We start from the raw sequence: 15,806 nt of genomic DNA on the forward strand, positions 1-15,806 counted from the left end.
GGCCGACGTCGTCGGGGGCGCTCATTTGATGTACCGCACCTTCTGACAAAGCTCGGCCAAGGCCTGCTCCTTGCGGTCGTTGTAGGTGAGCTTCTGCTGCTCGAACAGGTTGTTGCCGTGGGCGTCTATGGAGACGATCAGCGGGCCGAAGTGCTTGACGCGGAAGGTCCACAGGGTCTCGGGCATACCCAGATCCCGCCATTGCGCGTCCTCGACCTCCTCCATGGAGGTGGCCGCAATGACCGCGTTGCCGGCGGGGAAGACGCAGTGCAGGGCCCCGTGCCTCCGGCAGCCCGCCTCGGTGCCCGGCCCCATGCAGCCCTTGCCGACGATCAGACGCACCCCGGTTCGCCTGATGAACTCCTCCTCGAACTTCTCCATGCGCATGGAGGTGGTGGGGCCGACGGAGACCACCTCGAACTCCTCGCGCTCCTCGTTGACGACTCGAATGATTGGACCGGCTTGAAGGATGGCGCCATCACGGATATCGAGCGGCAACTCGCGCCCGTACTCGATCAGGCGACGGTGCGCCACATCCCGGCAGGTGGTGATGTGGCCGTCGAGGAAGACGACATCGCCGACGCGAATGCCCTCAATGCCCACGCCCAAAAGCAGCGGCGGGCAGGCGTTGACGCCATATGAGGTCATCACGTCCAGAACGAACTTCATCGCCGCCTCGTAACCCTCGCCGGGCATCAGCGTCCTGCCCTGGCCGGGAAGCTAGCAGCCATCGCCTGCCAGGTAGACGTGCAGGGTCAAGTCATCGCGTCCCTCGGCGATCTGCCAGTAGATCCACGGCCACTGGCTGCCGACGTCCGTGCCGGTGTTGTACTCGTCGAAGGTCTCCACCGTGTTGTGGCACAGCGGGGTGATCCGGGTGGCCTTGGCGATGGCGGTCTTGAGCGTCTCGGACAGGCCGTCGACGTAGGGGAAGTGGCTGCCGACACTGGCGAAGATCTGCACCAGGCCCGTGTCCTGGCAGGAGGGGCGTTTGAGTTCCTCCGCCAGCGCCTGATTGCGCTCCATGGTCTGATAGATCATCGTCGCCATCGGGTTGGTCTCCTCCTGCGCCAGCCGTTTGAGTGCGGCCGTGACGTCATCGGGCAGGCGCCGGGAGACGACGGCGGTGAAGCGGGCGACGACGTCGGCCAGCTCGGCCAGACGATCCGCGCTCCCGCCGGGCGGGGTATCGGGTTCCGGTGGGGTGGTGGCGTCGGTATGAATGCCGACGATGTCAAGGGTGGTCACGGTGACTCCTTCGTCAGTCCGAGTTGGTGCCGTATACAAGGATTCGCCACGGGAAGCCGGCATTCCTTCCGATCCCTCAGGGATTCGACTAGGTCCCAAGTCCCGCGGCGGCTTGTGCCGGTGGCGCGGAGCGGGCCTATGGGCCTGAAGAAACACCCTGGCGCCTGAGCAGTCGAAATCGTTGTCACGGCGCGGGTTCGGGGAGTGGAGGCGGGTCGGGGAGCGCCGTGGTGGTGCCAGACGAACCTGAAGATTCACCCGACTCGGGTGGTGCGGGGCCTTAACTCACAGTGACCGATCGCGGGTGGCAGATCAGGGCGTGGCCCGCTCACCGCTCCGCGCCGTCGGCGAGCTGTTGGAGTCGTGCCGTCAAGGCGCGGCTGAGCTCGAGGGCCTCATCAACCGGGGATGAGCGCGCCAGCCGAGCCACCGTCTGGCAGGGGGCGTCGTCGTCGACGAGCTCCTGGGTGGATACCGACCAGCCGCGCAGCACCCGCATGACCGCCTCATTGGTGCGGGGCACGCAGGTCCTGTGGAAGACGGAGTCCGCCGCCGTGTCTGCGGTGAGCAGCTGTCGGTAGGCCGAGGGTGTGCGCTCGAAGGTGCGGCGGAAGGCGGTGTTGAAGGCCTTGACGTCGGGGAAGCCGACGTCGGCGGCCACGTGTGCGATCAGGTGCTCCGTTTCGCTGAGGTCGCGGACGGCCTGCCGCAGGCGCACCCAGGTCAGGTACTCGCTGAAGGTCATGCCCACCTGCTGGGGGAAGACCTGGGAAAGATATCCGGGGGAGTAACCGACGTGCCGTGCCAGCCGGGCCAGGGTGATGCGCTCGCGGAAGGAGCCGTCGATGTAGTCCACCGCCCGCTTGAGGGCATGGCGGTCCGTACTGGCGGGGTCGGGGGTGTTCGGTTCGCTGCGAGTGGGAGGGAAGTGGTTGAACAGGACTGCGATCACGTCCAGCAGGCGTGACTCCCAGGCCGCCTCGGCGCCCGGACCGGTTCTATGGGCGTCGAGCATCATGCGGGCCAGCAGGGTGCGTAGCCGGGCGAAGCCGGGCCGGTCGCGCGTGGCCGGGGTGGAGCGGCAGTCGAAGTGGGGTACGGCGCCGTCTGCGGTGAAGGAGGACAGATAGTCGGACTCCACGTGCAGACACAGGACCGTGGAATGCGGCTGCGTGGCGAGGGTGGCATGACCCGCGTTGACGTTGATGACTACGACATCTCCGGGCTCGTAGTTCTCCACGCCGCCCGCCACGCACACTTCTATGCGGCCGGTGACTACAACCAGTATCTGCAGGGCGGTGTGCCAGTTGTAGTGGTAGGAGCCGATGCTGTAGACGTACTGCTCGGCGCTCACGCCGTGGACGGGCGAGACGTGCTCGTGGCGCAGCTCGCCCCGCAGCCCGGGGGCGGGGTCGACGGTGACCATGACACCATCGTAGGTGGGGCGAAGAGTGTCCATCGGTGACCACATTGAGCGATGGCCTACGTGTCGCGCCGTGAGCAGATGGTGTCAGGACGGGGAAAACTCGATGCGGCCGAGCAGCTTCTGGGCGCTCGCTGGATGAAAGTGGTCACGGATGGACACTTTTGGGCTCGGTGGGTGACTTCGGCGCCGGTTCGGTTGGCGGCCAGGGCCTGATGGACGCGGTCGGCGAACTCAGGATCGCCGACCGCGAGGCCACCGCCACGGTGAGCGGCACCTTCCCCTATTCGGCTCGGCTGACTTGGCAGCAGGATGAGGATGCTGCTGGAGCTTGCCGATTACGACGGCGACGTCGAGCGGGCCTGGGCCGCCGCCGACCGCTGGGGCGTCGGCTACGCCTGGTGGCAACTCGCCGACGTCAGCCCGCAGCCGCGTCCGGACGACGCCATCGTCCTGTACCGCCAGGCCATTGAGGAGACGCTTATTCCGGTCGAGCGGAAGGCGGCCCGTGAGGCGGCGGTGCTCGCCACCGGCATGATGGCGCCGCCACACCGTCCGCGAGGAACTCGACCGGGTCGGGCTGTGAGGGTGGGGCGTTAAGACGCAGTGTGTGGGCGATCGTTAGCGGGTCGGGTCGCGTTCCTGGCAGCATCAGATCTTCTGATGCCTGCCGGGCGAGTTCGTCCTGCTTGTGTCCCGGAGAGCCAATCCCTGAGAGGAAGAACGTGCCACACATCGTCACGCAAGACGGAACTCGCCTCTACTACGAGGACTTGCCAGCTAAGGAATCAGATGCGGTGGAGGAGACACTCCTGGTGATCCACGGCCTGGGCTCCTCCCATTACGACCTGGCCGAGTTCATCGACGACCTGAATCGGGACTACCGCGTGGTCTTCTACGACCAGCGCGGGCACGCCGATTCCGATTGCGCCCGCATGCACTTGAACGTGCGTACCCTCGGGCAGGACCTGAATGACGTTGTCGAGCAGCTCGGTCTGGACGGTGTAACGGCGATCGGTCACTCAATGGGGGCGGCGGCCATATTCAGTTACGTGGGCCAGTACGGGACCCGCCGCCTGCGGCGCATCGTAACGGCAGACATGTCGCCGTACCTGCGCAACGACGGCTGGAGTGGCGGCATCGGCAAGGGGGAGTGGACCGATGAGGACTTCCATCGCGATCTGGACCGTCTGTTCGACGACGGCGGATACGGCTCTTGGTACATCGCCAAGATGCTCATGAACCCGAAGCTGCAGAACCTGCCGGCCGACCAGGAGGCTGCCGCCATCGAGGCAATGCGCGAGGCGGTCGACCCGCTGGCTTTTGCCGCCCTGTGGTACTCGCTGTTCCGCACCGATCAGCGCCCCGTGATGGACCGGATTGATGTGCCCTTCTTGTATCTGATGCCCGAGATTCCGCTGTACTCGACGGTGAACACCGACTACATACGTGCGCACGTCACTGGCGGCTTCACACTGGCTGATGACTTCCCCGACACCACGCACCTGATCCTGTCGGAGGCGCCTCACGAGGCGGCCGGTCGCGTGCGGGCCTTCGTGGCGGGCGACTAGCAGGCGCTACAGGGAAGGCCCCAGCCAGGCGGCTTGGAACGTTGCGTGCAGCTGGCCGCGCCGACGTTGCTCGGCCGAAGCGAGCTGGTAGACGTTCGCCTTGCCGGGACTATGCCGCGGTGGAGATGGTGATGCGACCGCCCAGGGCGCGTACCACTCTGACGACCGTTTGGAAGGACGGGTTGCCTGCGCCCGACAGGGATTTGTACAGGGACTCGCGTCCGACGCCGACCTGCTCCGCTATGCCGCTCATTCCTTTAGCGCGGGCGATATCGCCGAGGGCTACTTGAAGCAGCTTGGGATCGTCCTGCGCGGCGGCCTCGTTCAGGTAGGCGATGATCGCGGCGTCATCGTCCAGGTAGTCGGCCGCGTCCCAGCGTATGAGGCTCATGTCCAGCCTCTGGGAAACGGTCTGTCGTGTGGTCGCCTCCTTGCGATTCGCATCGCGGCCACAGTAGGCCTCGCCTCTGACATGAACTAGACCGGGATCGCCGTTGCGCTCGTGCCGAGCCGCCGGGAGGGCGCATTCGTCGGCGTGGCTCTGAGGGACCAGAGGCCTGGCTGGGCGATCGACGGCGATGGAAACGTTGGCGCCTGGTATTCAGGCCACTGACCAGAGGGACGCGCTAGTTATTTCGTTTTTTTCGAACTGCTGCCATGATTGCTGCATGGCTGCCACAGCTGCGCAGATGCAAACGACCCTGCCGCCCGAGGACCATGAGGCGATGCTGGATCTGTCCCGCTTTCTGGGGCAGGTTGCGGAGCCGGCTGCGCTCGTCGGGCCGGACGGCCAGACCGTGGGTCTCCCTGCGGAGGTACATCGAGTGCTTATGGACGTCGTGCGCGCCATGTCGCAGGGCAGGGCGATCACGGTGGCGCCGGTGGATCAGGTACTGACGACCCAGGAGGCTGCGGACTTCCTCGGTATCAGTCGCCCCACCTTGGTCAAGCTTCTGGAGTCCGGCCGGATCCCTTACGAGCGTCCCGCGGCGGGTAGGCACCGCCGGGTCCGGCTCGCAGACATCGTCGCGTACCAGCAGCAGTCCGCTCAGGAACGCAGCGGCACTCTGGATGCCATGACTCGTGAGGCCGTCGACCTCGGCCTGTACGAGGACACCGCCGCTGACTACACGGCTGCTCTGCGTCGCGCGCGCAAAGGATGAAGCTGCCGTGACGCCCGGAGGGCGTCCTCTCACCGGGACTGAAGTGTCCTGACATGGTGTACTCGGGGTGTTTCGGATGTTGAACGTGCGTGCTAGGTGACAGTCAAGTCCATCTGCCCGTACTTGCTTGGTGCCAGGAGTCCTCTGGCGGTAAGTGGGTTGTTTTCAAGGTGGGGCCAGATGTCTCCGCTCAGCCATGTGGCGGAGATTCCGGATGCGGTGAGAAGTTTATCCAGTATTACGAGAATGGTGAATATCGAGCGCGGCTCGAAATTGCCGTAGTTTTGCTTGGCCCTCCGCTTAATGTTCATGGGAAGCGGTGGCGCGTCGAGAACTGAGTGATTCCAGATGCGCGCGTGGTGCGCGATGCGGTTGCGCAGGTATACTAGAGAGCGTATTTGGCTTGCGAGTGGGGCTCGCGCAACTCCTAGGGAAGAGGCGATACTGCCAAGAATCGGTGTTCCGCTGCATGCCTGAATGCATCGCGAGAGCGTTCCGAATGATAGTGTTTCGGATATTGCCCACGCGGGCATGTGGTCGTATGCGTCCGCCAGGTACTCGCCTTGCGGGCCCTTCTTCGATTCGTCGCGGTAGTGAGATACGTAGGCTTCCTTACTTCGGTCAAGATCGCGAAGTACGTGCTCTTCGATCGGCTCCTCGTTTGGCCTGTGGGATTGGGTGAGTCCCTTGCCGTGAGTCAGGGCGCCCTGTGGTGAAGCGTGCTGGGCGTAGTGATGTGCGAATGTTGTTCGTAGCAGTATCTCAAGTCTTTGCAGAGCCTCGAAGGTGAGCGCGGCTATAGTCTGCTCGGTGTCGTAGACCTCGCGGATTGTGGAGAAGCTGGCGCCTTCTATGAATCGGTTATCGTCGCAATCGGGAGACCTCTGCCAGTAGCGGAAGTAGCCGGAGAAGCGGTAGTAGCTAACTTGCGATAAGAACCTGAGGCAAGCGTCGTCGTCATCAATGATGAGGCCGCGGCGGCGAAGCCGTGCCACCTGGTCTTCTAAGCTGAGCCAGGTCTTCGACATTGAACCTGCTCCGTCCAGAGTAGAAAAGGCCCCAGCCATTTGGGCGTGGCTGCGACGAGTCATAGGCCTGGCTGGGGGGCGATTGACTCTAGTGTAGGCACCAACGTGCCGGCGGCGCACGCGTTTGCGGGTGTGAGTTGTGTACCTTCACGCCCACGGTCTCGCCTGGCGCACGGTCGCCGAGCAGGTGGTTCCCGCTGGCGGCGCGAACCACCCGGAACCAGGATTCGCTCACGCCGCCCCGCGCACGCCTTCCAGCAGGGGGCTGGCCTGGCCGGACCAGGAGATGGCCAGTTGGTCGCGGGCGCGCGTGGCGGCCACGTACAGCAGCGAGCGCTCGCGCAGCAGGGCGTCGTCGTGATCGGCCTCGGAGTACTCCTGCTCCCGCAGGGACCGGGGGATCGCCTCCACGGACACGTCGAAGAGCAGTACCTTGCGGAACTCAAGCCCCTTGGCGCGGTGCATGGTCATGACCACCGGCCGGCCCCGGCCGACCGCCTCCCGTCCCACCGGGCGCACCTCCACGCCCCGGTGTGCCAGGCCGGTGACCACGTTGTCCCGCTGGTAGCGGTCGCGCACCAGGATGGCGATGGACTCGGGGGCGCCCGCCCCCGCGGCATGGTCCTCCTCAAGCCACAGGTTCAGCAGCTCCGCGGCGTCGTCGAGTTCGGCGGCGTGGTCCTTGGCGTGCAGCAGCAGCGGCTCGGGACCGGAGCGTGGAGACACGTAGTGGTGCTGTTCCGCCTGGCCCTCCAGGTCCTCGAAGGTGCCGCGCTCCAGGATCTCGAAGGCCAGGTTGAGGTTCTGCCGGGTGGTGCGGTAGTTGCGCGTCAGTCGCCGCGAACGCCCCCGCACCTGAATGCCGTAGTGGCTCAGCGTGATCTTCTTACCGTAGATCCGCTGGTGGGAGTCCTCCGCCAGGAACAGGTCGTCGGGCCCGGGCTCTACCAGTGCGCGCAGCAGTTGCAGGTGCGCGGGCGTGAGGTCCTGGGCCTCATCCACCAGCACATGCCGGTACGGCCGCGGCACTCCGTGCGCCGCCTGCGTATCCAGCCAGGCGGCGGCCAGCGCCAGCATCTCTGCGAAGGAGGCGACGCCGAGTTCGGCACTGCGGTCCCGGTACTTCTCGATCACGTTCCACACGGACGCCCGCTTGTGCCGGTCCAGCGCCACACCACGGCCCGGTCGCCGGATGCGCAGGTACTGCTGGAGCGTGGTCACGCGGTGCGGCAGCACCACCAGTTCGTACTCCGACTCCAGGAAGTCCGTGGAGCGCAGGTTCTCCGGCAGGTCATCACCGGTGAGGGTCAGGGCGTCGTCCCAGAGGTTCTTCCGGGTCACGGTCAGCACATTCGTGCGCCGCCTGCCGAGCACCTGCGCGGCGGTGTCGGCAATGGCGTCCCCTGCCCGCTGAAGAATCGCCCGGGCCACCTTGTCCAGGCCACTGACCATCAGGCCGGGCTGCCCGACCCGTTCGGTGAAGTTGAGTGACGGATCGAGTTCCGCCACCTGCCGGCGCAGGTCGTCGGCCAGGTTGCGCGTGTAGGTGGTCAGCAGGATGCGCGGCTCCTGCCCGGCTGCGGCGTCACGCCTGGCCAGCTCGACGGTACGGTGCACGGCGACGACGGTCTTGCCCGTCCCGGCACCGCCGGAGATACGCATCGGTCCGTTCGGGCGACTGTCCACCAGCGCCCGCTGCTGGGGGTGGAGGAACACCTGCCACTGGGCGAAGGTGAGGCCGTCGATGGCGCGGCGCAGGTCCTCATCGTTCTCGATCCAGGTGAAGGAGGAGCGGGCGGCGCGCGTGCGCAGTCCCTTAATGAGCTCCGAGTCGGAGGAGCCGGCGGCCACCTGCTCCGGGCGGCGCAACTGGAAGTCGTCGCGGACGTCCTCGATTGTGGAGCCCGTGGCCAGGGCGAGCATCGCCTCCCCCTGCCAGGGCACCTCCGCGGTGGTGGCCAGGTCCAGCAGCTGGGATTCGCGGGTGGCGGCCAGCGCCGCGGCGGCGAGTGTGACGTCGATGCCGAGCTCGTCACGCAGCACCTCGATGCTGAGGCCGTCCGGCCAGGTGGGGGCGGCATCTCGGCTGGCGACGACGACGGCGTCCGGCAGGGGCTTCGGTGCGACATCCGGGGCGAGCGCAGTGGTGCCCCCCGTTCCGGTGGCGGCCCCGGCCCCCGTTTCCTGACCGCCCTGCACCGCCCCCGCGGTCGGCTGCACTGGCGATCCCGACGTCGCGGCGGAAGCGGCTTCCTGACGCGCCTGCGCGTTGGCGGCCTGGAGGCGGGCGGCCTCACGCGCGATCTCGGCCGCCTCACGCTGAGCTGCATCCAGCTTGGCCTGGGCCTCCCGCCGGGCCTGCTCGACGGCGTCGGCGCCCTGTGCGATGGCGTCCTGAATCCGGGTCACCTCGGTGGTGCCATTGGCGGGGTTGATGCGGACGGTGACGGACTCGGCGATCTTGATCGCGTCGTCGTGCGGCCAGATGCCGTGGAATACGTATACGGGCTCGGCGTCCGCATTCAGCTCGAACAGCACCGCCCGGTAGAAGCCGGTCACCCGGGCGGTGCGTACGCGCTTGTCTCGGGCGTTCCGGATCGGCTCCACATGCAGCCCGGAACTGGTGGCGTCACTGGCGAGCTTGTTCAAGAACGAGCCGACCTTCGCCTGCAGGGACGGATCTTTCGCGGTCGCGTCCTTGACCTTGCTGCTGGGCCAGACGATTGCGGGCATATCAGTGTCCCTTCAGGAGCGCGGAGACCTCTGCGGCGGTGGCTGCGGAGTCATCCCTGGCGACGACGACCCTCCAGCCGGCCGCCTGCAATACTGCCACGTCGCCTTCGAGCGGCTGGTAGACGACGGCGACCCGCTGCGCCTTCCATGACAGCTCGGTCATGACGCCGTCGGCGGCCTCCTGTCCCTCGCCGTCGCGGGCAATGCCGGCCCGGGCCAGGTGGGGTACCAGGGCCAGGACCTCCTCGGGCATGAGCGTGGTGTCGACGGCGTCCCAGCCGAGCTCATGCATGGCTTCGGCGGAGACGCCGCTGCCGCTGACGGCGGCCTCGGCGGCGGCCCGCTCCTGCAGTTCGGTCAGGGCCAAGGAGGTGGTGGTGATGGTGACGGGTGCCTGCGCCAGGGCGAGCACATTGCTCAGTCGCAGCCAGGTGCGCCAGGAGTCGGCGTGCGCGGGGGAGGCCAGCGCGTCGGCGGAGTCGTCGAGGACGAGCGCCATGCCGGTGGTGGCGGTGCCGGTGAGCTGTATTGCCAGGGACAGGTGATCGGCCACGAACACCGAGCAGGAGGTCTGGGCGGAGGTGGTGGTCGGCTCGGGGAGCCTGCTGCCGGGGCGCAGCCCCCGCAGCGCCTCCCACAGGGGGTCGTTGGTCGGACTGGTGGCGGGCGCGTACCGCATGGCGGCGCTCCCGGCCAGGGGCAGGCGCCGGGTGGCGCCGAGGATGAGCGGGCTCCAGATGGAGTCGGCCAGGGCGCTGAGGGCCGTGCCGGTGGGGCCCTGGCCGTCGGCGTCGTCCAGCAGCATGGTCACCAGCAGCTCCATGGGGCCGCCCCGCCAGGCGGTCAGGGCCTGCTCGGTGACAGCGCCCGCGCGGGCGGGGCGATGCTTCCCGGTGCGCAACTGGGCGACGGCGGGATCGTCGAGCCAGGCGGGCTCCCACGTGCCCGTCAGGTCCTCAAAGCCCAGGGAGATGACCCGGTAGCCGTGTGCGCGCAGACGGGCTCGCTTGGCGGCGTCGTCGGCGAGCCGGTTGTGGGACAGGCTGGCGTGGTAGCCGCGGCCGTCGGTGTAGACGGCGATGGGGGAGCGGCGATTCGGACGCCGGCAGGTGAAGTCGGGGCGGGTGCCGCCGGCGTTGAGCTGCGGGATGATCTCCCACCTGCCGCCGTCCAGGTCGAGCGCGGGCGCGCCGGAGGGGCTGGGCACGGTGGTCACATTCATGGTCTTGCTCAGGCGCCGCGCCAACACCGTGCGGAAGCTGGCCTCCAGGGGGCTCTCGCCGACGCCGGCGTGTACGGCCTCATCGGTGACCTTCCAGGTGGGCACGTGCGGGTCGAGGTCGGCGAACAGTTCCTCCTCATCCATGCCCAGCAGCTGCCGCAGCGCGTGCAGTGCGGCCACGCGAGTCACCCCGGCGGATGTCGCGTGGGGCTGCAGGCAGCGGTGGCACATGGCGGTTTCCTCACCGCGGCACGGGCAGTCCTCCAGGTGCCGGCCGGTGGTGACGATCAGCTCCCACAGTCGTTCGGGGCTGTCGAAGTCGGTCAGGTAGCCGGTGCCGCCGGGAACCGCGTCGTGCAGGAGCAGGGCGGGCCGGGTCTCCCCGGCCTCGCCGTCGGCCACGGGGTAGGGGACGGCGGTGATCTCCAGGTGGTCGGGGGCGCCGCCGGTCAGCAGTTCCAGGCCGAGCAGGATCGCGGAGGCCAGGGAGCCCAGGCCCTCCTGGTAGCCGACCAGCCCCACGGGGAGCACTAGGGCGATGGCCTCGGTGGTCAGTTCCCGCATCAGGTCCACCTGGATCACGTGCTCTTTGGGGTCGGTGCGGTGCTCGCACCAGGGCCGGTGCTCGGAGGGGCTGGAGGCGCCGGTGTCCGTGTCGAGTTTGCCGCAGGCCTCGCACAGGCGGAAGTCACGGGAGGAGACCGGCAGGGAGGCGACCTGGTCCACCGCCTGCCCCGCCAAGGCCCGCCCGGTGTTGAGCCAGCGCAGGGCCAGGCCGCGGTAGCGGACCAGCCCGAAGCCGGAGGCGCTTACGCTCCACTCCCGCTCGACCCGCTCCGGGTTGAAGTCGGCCAGGGGCAGCACCTCGAAACCGGTGCGGATGCGGTCCTCGCTGCCGTCCCCGATGCGGGCGTCGTCCTTGGAGACGTCGGCGAAGACCCGGTTCAGGCGCAGCACGCGGCGGGCGCGCCCCACGTCGGCGATGGTGGTGTCATGGCAGCGAGGGCACTGCGTGGGGGCGGTGGGCGCCTCCTCCTGCGGGGGCCGGACGTCCACGTAACCGCAGGCCTGGCAGCACAGCCACCACTGCGCCTGCCCACTCAGCTCGGAGCCGTCAATGCCCTGAATGCCCATCTCCATGCCGTGGGTGTAGAAGGTGGCGCCGGGCGCGAACTCGCTTAGGGCGTGGACGGAGGGCCGGTCGATGTCGTAGGGCTCGGAGTGGAACTCGTCGGTCTCCGGATTGCGCCAGGACACCCGGGCAGACAGGCGCACCATGTCATCGATCAGGGCGTAGTTGGGCAGTACCCCATGCCGTTCCAGGGCGGAGACCCAGTGCTCCTGCTCCAGTTCTCCCAGGCGGGTTCCGATGGCGGTTAGGGTGCCTTTGGCGGCGCGCAGGGCCCGCTGGTCCTCCTCGGTGGGGTTGGGACGCTGCGTGGCGGCCTGCAACTCGCGCAGGGCGTCATTGACCTGCTTGTACTGGCGCCGCAGCTGCTCGGCCTCGGTCCGGTGCTCGGCCACGGCCCGCTGCAGCATCTGCTTTGGCCCGGCGCCGTCGTCGTGCCGGATCCAGGTCTCCAAGCGGGTCAGTGCCGGGGTGGGGTCGGCGAAGGTGGCGGTGAAGGTACGCGCCAGAATCGCCCCGTCGCGGGTGATCCTGGCGCATACGGTGTTGATGAAGGAGTCGTCGTTGGCGCTCAGGGCGGCGCGGGCGTCGCCGCTGTGCCCGGCGGAGGGCACAGCGGGGTGATTCTCCCGGGTGAGCACGTCGATCACGTAGGCGATGAACTGGCGGCGCAGGATCTCCTCCGCCCCCAGGTAGGTGGAGGGCGGCCTGACCGAGCCGTCCAGCAGGTTGGCGGGGTCCTTGAGCAGGGGCAGTTGCTCGCGCCTGCCGGGCACGTACGCCAGCGCCAGGGCGGAGCCGTTGCGCCTGCCCGCACGCCCGACCCGCTGCACGTAGGAGGCGACCGTGTCCGGCAGGGAGCCGAGTATGACGGTGGACAGGTCCCCGATGTCGATACCCATCTCCAGGGTGGGGGTGGCCACCAGCACGTTGGGGTCGCCGGGCCGTTGCACGGGGCGTTTGAAGCCGGCCTCCACGGCGGCGCGCTCCTCGGCGTTCAGCAGGGAGGTGTGCTCGTGGGCGTCCACGCGCCGCACATGCGCCCCGGCGTACATGTCCCGGTAGAAGCTCTCCGCCTGGTGCGCTCGGGCCGCAAGGGTGCCGGGGCAGTCGGCGGTCAGGCAGTGTGCGCCGTCGAGCTGGTCCACGGTGGCGACGGCCGCCGGCAGCTGGCTGCGGCAGGTGTCGCACACCAGGAGCAGCTCCTCCCCGGTGGCGTCGTGCAGCGGGGAGACGATGACGCGCTGGGCGGGGATGCCGTAGACGGTGCCGCCGGTGTCGGTTGCGGTGGCAGAAATGATCTCCGCCTTCGCCAGGTCGGCCAGCAGGGCGCGGGCGAGCCGGGCGGCGTGCGTGGGGGTGACGTGCAGGCATTTGCGGGTCCAGGTGGCGTACCAGGAGCGTGGGGAGCCGACCGGCACGAAGGCGGAGCGGCGCGTGTCCAGGCTGCCGCCGACCTGGGGGAAGGCGGGCGCGGTGCGGCCGGCGGGGAAGGCGGGCTGCCCCTGGCGCCGGTTGCGCTTGTACCAGATCCACAGGCGCTTGCCGTCGTCGCGCTTGTAGCGGGTCAGCCATTCGTGGTCGATGGCGCCGTCGCGACGCATGTGCTCCAGCGTGCCACGCACCCAGGCGAGCAGGTCCCTATCGGAGACGTCGTCGAATCCGGGCAGGGCCGACTGCTCGCCACCCTCACCGAGGGCCGCGCGGGCCAGACGGGTCAGGGCGCCGGCGCGTCCGGCGGACACGTGCACGGTGACGGAGCCGGTGGCCTCCAGGGTGCGCCCGTAGGTGGACTGGAGGCCGACCTCCAGGGCGATGTCGAACAGAAGCCGACGCCGCACATAGTCCTGGGCGGTGCGCCGCCTGCGGGCGGTGGCCTCCGGGTCCCAGTAGGGCTTGAAGCGCTCATGCTCGACCAGGGCGGAAGGGACCAGCCGGTAGCGGTCGAAGGCGCTGGCTCCGGCGGCGTCGAGGGCGGCGTCCGCCCAGGCGTCGATCGGCATGTCCGCGGTGAGTGCGCCGCGCAGGGCGGAGCGCAGGCTCATGGTGTGGGAGCGCTGGTCCACGAATCCGGCCCGGTGGGCGGCGTCCTGCACGGAGTCGGTGAAGATCAGGGCACGCTTCTCGGCGTCGTCGAGGGCGTCGTCGCCGAACAGCGTGGTCAGGGAGACGGACAGGAGGGTGGCGACGGCGGAGCCGAGGAAGCGGATGGAGTCGGTGGCGCCGCAGGAGGGGCACATGTCGCGGATGGAGCCGTCGGCGACGGCGCGCTCGTCCCCGGTGAGGGTGAGTACGGGCAGGAAGCGGCCCTCCCGGGTTTCCAGGTCGGCCTCCTGCGGCGGGCGGGTGAGTAGCTCGCGGCCGTCCACGGAGTACCAGCGCAGCCCGGGGTGGCGGGCCTCGGGGCTGGGGTCGCCGGCGTCGAGCCGGGCGCGGTAGTCGGCCTCCTCACCGGGGGCGTGCAGGAGGGCGCGGAAGCGCGGGTCCCCCAGCAGGTGGTCGCGGCGGACGGTGGACTGGTCGTGCTTCTCGCCCTGCCCGGTGGGGGCCAGGACAATGCCCCAGCCGGAGCGGCCGCAGGAACGGCAGTACACGGCGGGGCGGGCATCCGGGCGGTAGTCCTCCTCGGTGGGGGCGGGGGCGTCGTCGGACCACCTGAAGGCGGGGCGGGTGTCCAGGGCCCGGTCGATGCGGGTGACCTCCCGAATCCACATGGTGACTTCGACGCCGACGGCGCCGCGGTCCGGGTTGCCGTCCAGGCCGGCGCGGATGGTGGACAGCGCCGCGAGGATGGTGGCCAGGGCCAGGCGGGTGGTCTCCGGATCGGGGGCGGGGCCGAACAGACGGTAGGCGAGGTCGCTCAGGGCGGTGGCGTGCTCGGCGGCGCGGATCAGTTCCACCACGTCCGGGTGGGAGTGCACGGCGGCCGCGAGGACCGGAGCGTCGGGCAGCGCCTCGGTTGGATCGGTCGGGTCAGCCGGATCGGCAGCGGCGATCAGGGGTGAGCCGGGGGCCGCCAGGGCGGCGTCGTCGGGGGTGCCGACGGCGTCGGGACGCCGATACAGGGCGGCGACGACGTGGGCGAGCAGGCCGGCGGGGTCGGGGGAGCCGGCATGGGCGAGGCCGGCGAGGGCCTGGAGGGCAGGCGCGGTGAGGTTGCGCAGGTGGATCGGGTCGCCGAGCGCACCGGCGGGAACAGCGGCGCGGCGGGAGGCGGCCCACTGCTCCAGGTCGGCGCGGGTCTCCAGGACGACGGCGTCGGCGGGCATGTCCACCCCGAACACGTCGCGGGCGAAGGCGAGCATGCGGGAGGGGTCGCCGCCGTCGCCGAGGGTGGCGGAGGTGGCCACGGGGCAGACGGGCCCGAGCGGGGAGGTGTCGAAGGCCTGGCGGCGCGGGTCGTCGTCGGGCAGGAGGTCGCGCAGGGCCAGGCCGAGGCGCCGCAGCAGCATGGCCACGTCGGTGCCCTGGGCGCCGTCGTAGGTGTGGAACTCGTCCAGCACCAGGTAGGTGAGGGAGGCGGCGGAGGCCCGCCACAGTTCGCGGTCCTCGGGGCGCAGCAGGAGCTGGTCGAGCATCTTGTAGTTGGTCAGCAGAATGTCCGGCGGGGACTTGCGCAACTGCTGGCGGTCGGTGATGAGGGAGTCGGCGGTGACGCGGCTGTGGTCCTGGGCGGTGTCACCGGTGTAGAGGCCGGCGGTGACGCCTGCCAGGGCCGGGTCGGAGGCGAGCAGGCGGGCGAGGCGGGCGGCCTGATCGGCGGCCAGGGCGTTCATCGGGTAGAGGATGAGGGCCTTGATACCGGTGATGCCCTGGGCGCGGGCGCGCAGCACGTGGTCGAGGACGGGGTGGAGGAAGGCCTCGGTCTTGCCGGAGCCGGTGCCGGTGGTGACGATGGTCGGCTCGGGGCGGTGGCCGCCCTTGGTGGTCAGGCGGCGGTAGGCGTCTTCCTGGTGCCGGTAGGGGGCGAGGCCGGGGTCCCAGTCGAGGGCGTCGGAGCGGGCGCTCGCGGGCAGGTAGGGCAGGCGCAGCCGCACGTAGGGGCCCACGAAGATGCCCTGCTCGGGGTCCTGGAGGAAGTCGGCGAGGGCCCGCCGCGGCTCCGCGTCCGTGAGTGCGAAGTTGGTAGAGAGGTAGTCGACGATGGAGCGGCGGATGCGTTCGGCCTGGAGGCTGGGCAGCAGGAGAGACATGGGTCAGCCTCGCGGGCCGTAAGGGCGGGGGAGGGGACGAAGGGGACTGAGCCCGGCGGTGGGGGTGAGGGTGAGCTTGGCGGTGGGGGTGAGGCG

The 15,806-nt window shown here is 69.2% G+C and carries 9 protein-coding genes and 1 pseudogene; 3 read left to right on the forward strand and 7 right to left on the reverse strand.

The features are described 5' to 3' along the window. Positions 1-21: 21 nt before the first annotated feature. The 3 genes and pseudogenes from ttdB to Q4A20_RS07925 all read right to left on the reverse strand — a co-directional run bounded on the left by ttdB (position 22) and on the right by Q4A20_RS07925 (position 2,707). Entirely contained in the window at positions 22-603 is a 582-nt protein-coding gene (gene ttdB / locus Q4A20_RS07915; protein WP_303122167.1) for a L(+)-tartrate dehydratase subunit beta, read from the reverse strand. Beyond that, positions 601-1,311 (reverse strand): annotated as a pseudogene (locus tag Q4A20_RS07920) (fumarate hydratase); the annotation flags it as partial. The pseudogene Q4A20_RS07920 and the gene ttdB, both read right to left, overlap by 3 nt. Positions 1,312-1,576: 265 nt before the next feature. Then, positions 1,577-2,707 carry an AraC family transcriptional regulator gene (locus Q4A20_RS07925; protein ID WP_303122134.1) on the reverse strand — a complete coding sequence of 377 codons (1,131 nt, stop codon included), beginning with the start codon at positions 2,705-2,707 and terminating at the stop codon, positions 1,577-1,579. 282 nt (positions 2,708-2,989) lie between these two features. On the opposite strand from Q4A20_RS07925, the gene Q4A20_RS07930 reads away from it, so the two are divergent. Further along, positions 2,990-3,271 carry a hypothetical protein gene (locus Q4A20_RS07930; RefSeq protein WP_303122136.1) on the forward strand — a complete coding sequence of 94 codons (282 nt, stop codon included), beginning with the start codon at positions 2,990-2,992 and terminating at the stop codon, positions 3,269-3,271. Between the two features lie 125 nt (positions 3,272-3,396). Further along, complete coding sequence (locus Q4A20_RS07935) at positions 3,397-4,242, forward strand: alpha/beta fold hydrolase (protein WP_303122138.1); 846 nt, start codon at positions 3,397-3,399, stop codon at positions 4,240-4,242. A gap of 109 nt (positions 4,243-4,351) precedes the next feature. Here Q4A20_RS07935 and Q4A20_RS07940 read toward each other — a convergent pair whose 3' ends face one another. Next, positions 4,352-4,633 carry an addiction module antidote protein gene (locus tag Q4A20_RS07940; RefSeq protein ID WP_303122139.1) on the reverse strand — a complete coding sequence of 94 codons (282 nt, stop codon included), beginning with the start codon at positions 4,631-4,633 and terminating at the stop codon, positions 4,352-4,354. A 277-nt stretch (positions 4,634-4,910) separates the two neighbouring features. On the opposite strand from Q4A20_RS07940, the gene Q4A20_RS07945 reads away from it, so the two are divergent. Then, positions 4,911-5,405, forward strand: coding sequence for a helix-turn-helix domain-containing protein (locus Q4A20_RS07945; protein ID WP_303122141.1), 495 nt, complete (start codon positions 4,911-4,913; stop codon positions 5,403-5,405). Between the two features lie 92 nt (positions 5,406-5,497). Here Q4A20_RS07945 and Q4A20_RS07950 read toward each other — a convergent pair whose 3' ends face one another. The 3 genes from Q4A20_RS07950 to Q4A20_RS07960 all read right to left on the reverse strand — a co-directional run bounded on the left by Q4A20_RS07950 (position 5,498) and on the right by Q4A20_RS07960 (position 15,710). After that, a complete protein-coding gene (locus Q4A20_RS07950; protein WP_303122144.1) occupies positions 5,498-6,433 on the reverse strand; it encodes an Abi family protein in 936 nt (311 codons plus the stop codon). 231 nt (positions 6,434-6,664) lie between these two features. Next, on the reverse strand, positions 6,665-9,166 hold the full coding sequence (locus Q4A20_RS07955) for a UvrD-helicase domain-containing protein (RefSeq protein ID WP_303122147.1): 2,502 nt from the start codon (positions 9,164-9,166) through the stop codon (positions 6,665-6,667). A gap of 1 nt (position 9,167) precedes the next feature. After that, positions 9,168-15,710, reverse strand: coding sequence for a DEAD/DEAH box helicase (locus tag Q4A20_RS07960; protein WP_303122149.1), 6,543 nt, complete (start codon positions 15,708-15,710; stop codon positions 9,168-9,170). Positions 15,711-15,806: the final 96 nt, after the last annotated feature.

It is taken from the genome of Actinomyces sp., assembly GCF_030530635.1.
GTDB lineage: Bacteria > Actinomycetota > Actinomycetes > Actinomycetales > Actinomycetaceae > Actinomyces.

Excerpts from the sequence above, each read along its gene's own strand:
- Q4A20_RS07960 (WP_303122149.1), bottom strand. The coding sequence starts at position 15,710 with ATGTCTCTCCTGCTGCCCAGCCTCCAGGCCGAACGCATCCGCCGCTCC.
- Q4A20_RS07940 (WP_303122139.1), bottom strand. The coding sequence starts at position 4,633 with ATGAGCCTCATACGCTGGGACGCGGCCGACTACCTGGACGATGACGCC.
- Q4A20_RS07925 (WP_303122134.1), bottom strand. The coding sequence starts at position 2,707 with ATGGACACTCTTCGCCCCACCTACGATGGTGTCATGGTCACCGTCGAC.
- Q4A20_RS07955 (WP_303122147.1), bottom strand. The coding sequence starts at position 9,166 with ATGCCCGCAATCGTCTGGCCCAGCAGCAAGGTCAAGGACGCGACCGCG.
- Q4A20_RS07950 (WP_303122144.1), bottom strand. The coding sequence starts at position 6,433 with ATGTCGAAGACCTGGCTCAGCTTAGAAGACCAGGTGGCACGGCTTCGC.
- Q4A20_RS07945 (WP_303122141.1), top strand. The coding sequence starts at position 4,911 with ATGGCTGCCACAGCTGCGCAGATGCAAACGACCCTGCCGCCCGAGGAC.
- Q4A20_RS07930 (WP_303122136.1), top strand. The coding sequence starts at position 2,990 with ATGCTGCTGGAGCTTGCCGATTACGACGGCGACGTCGAGCGGGCCTGG.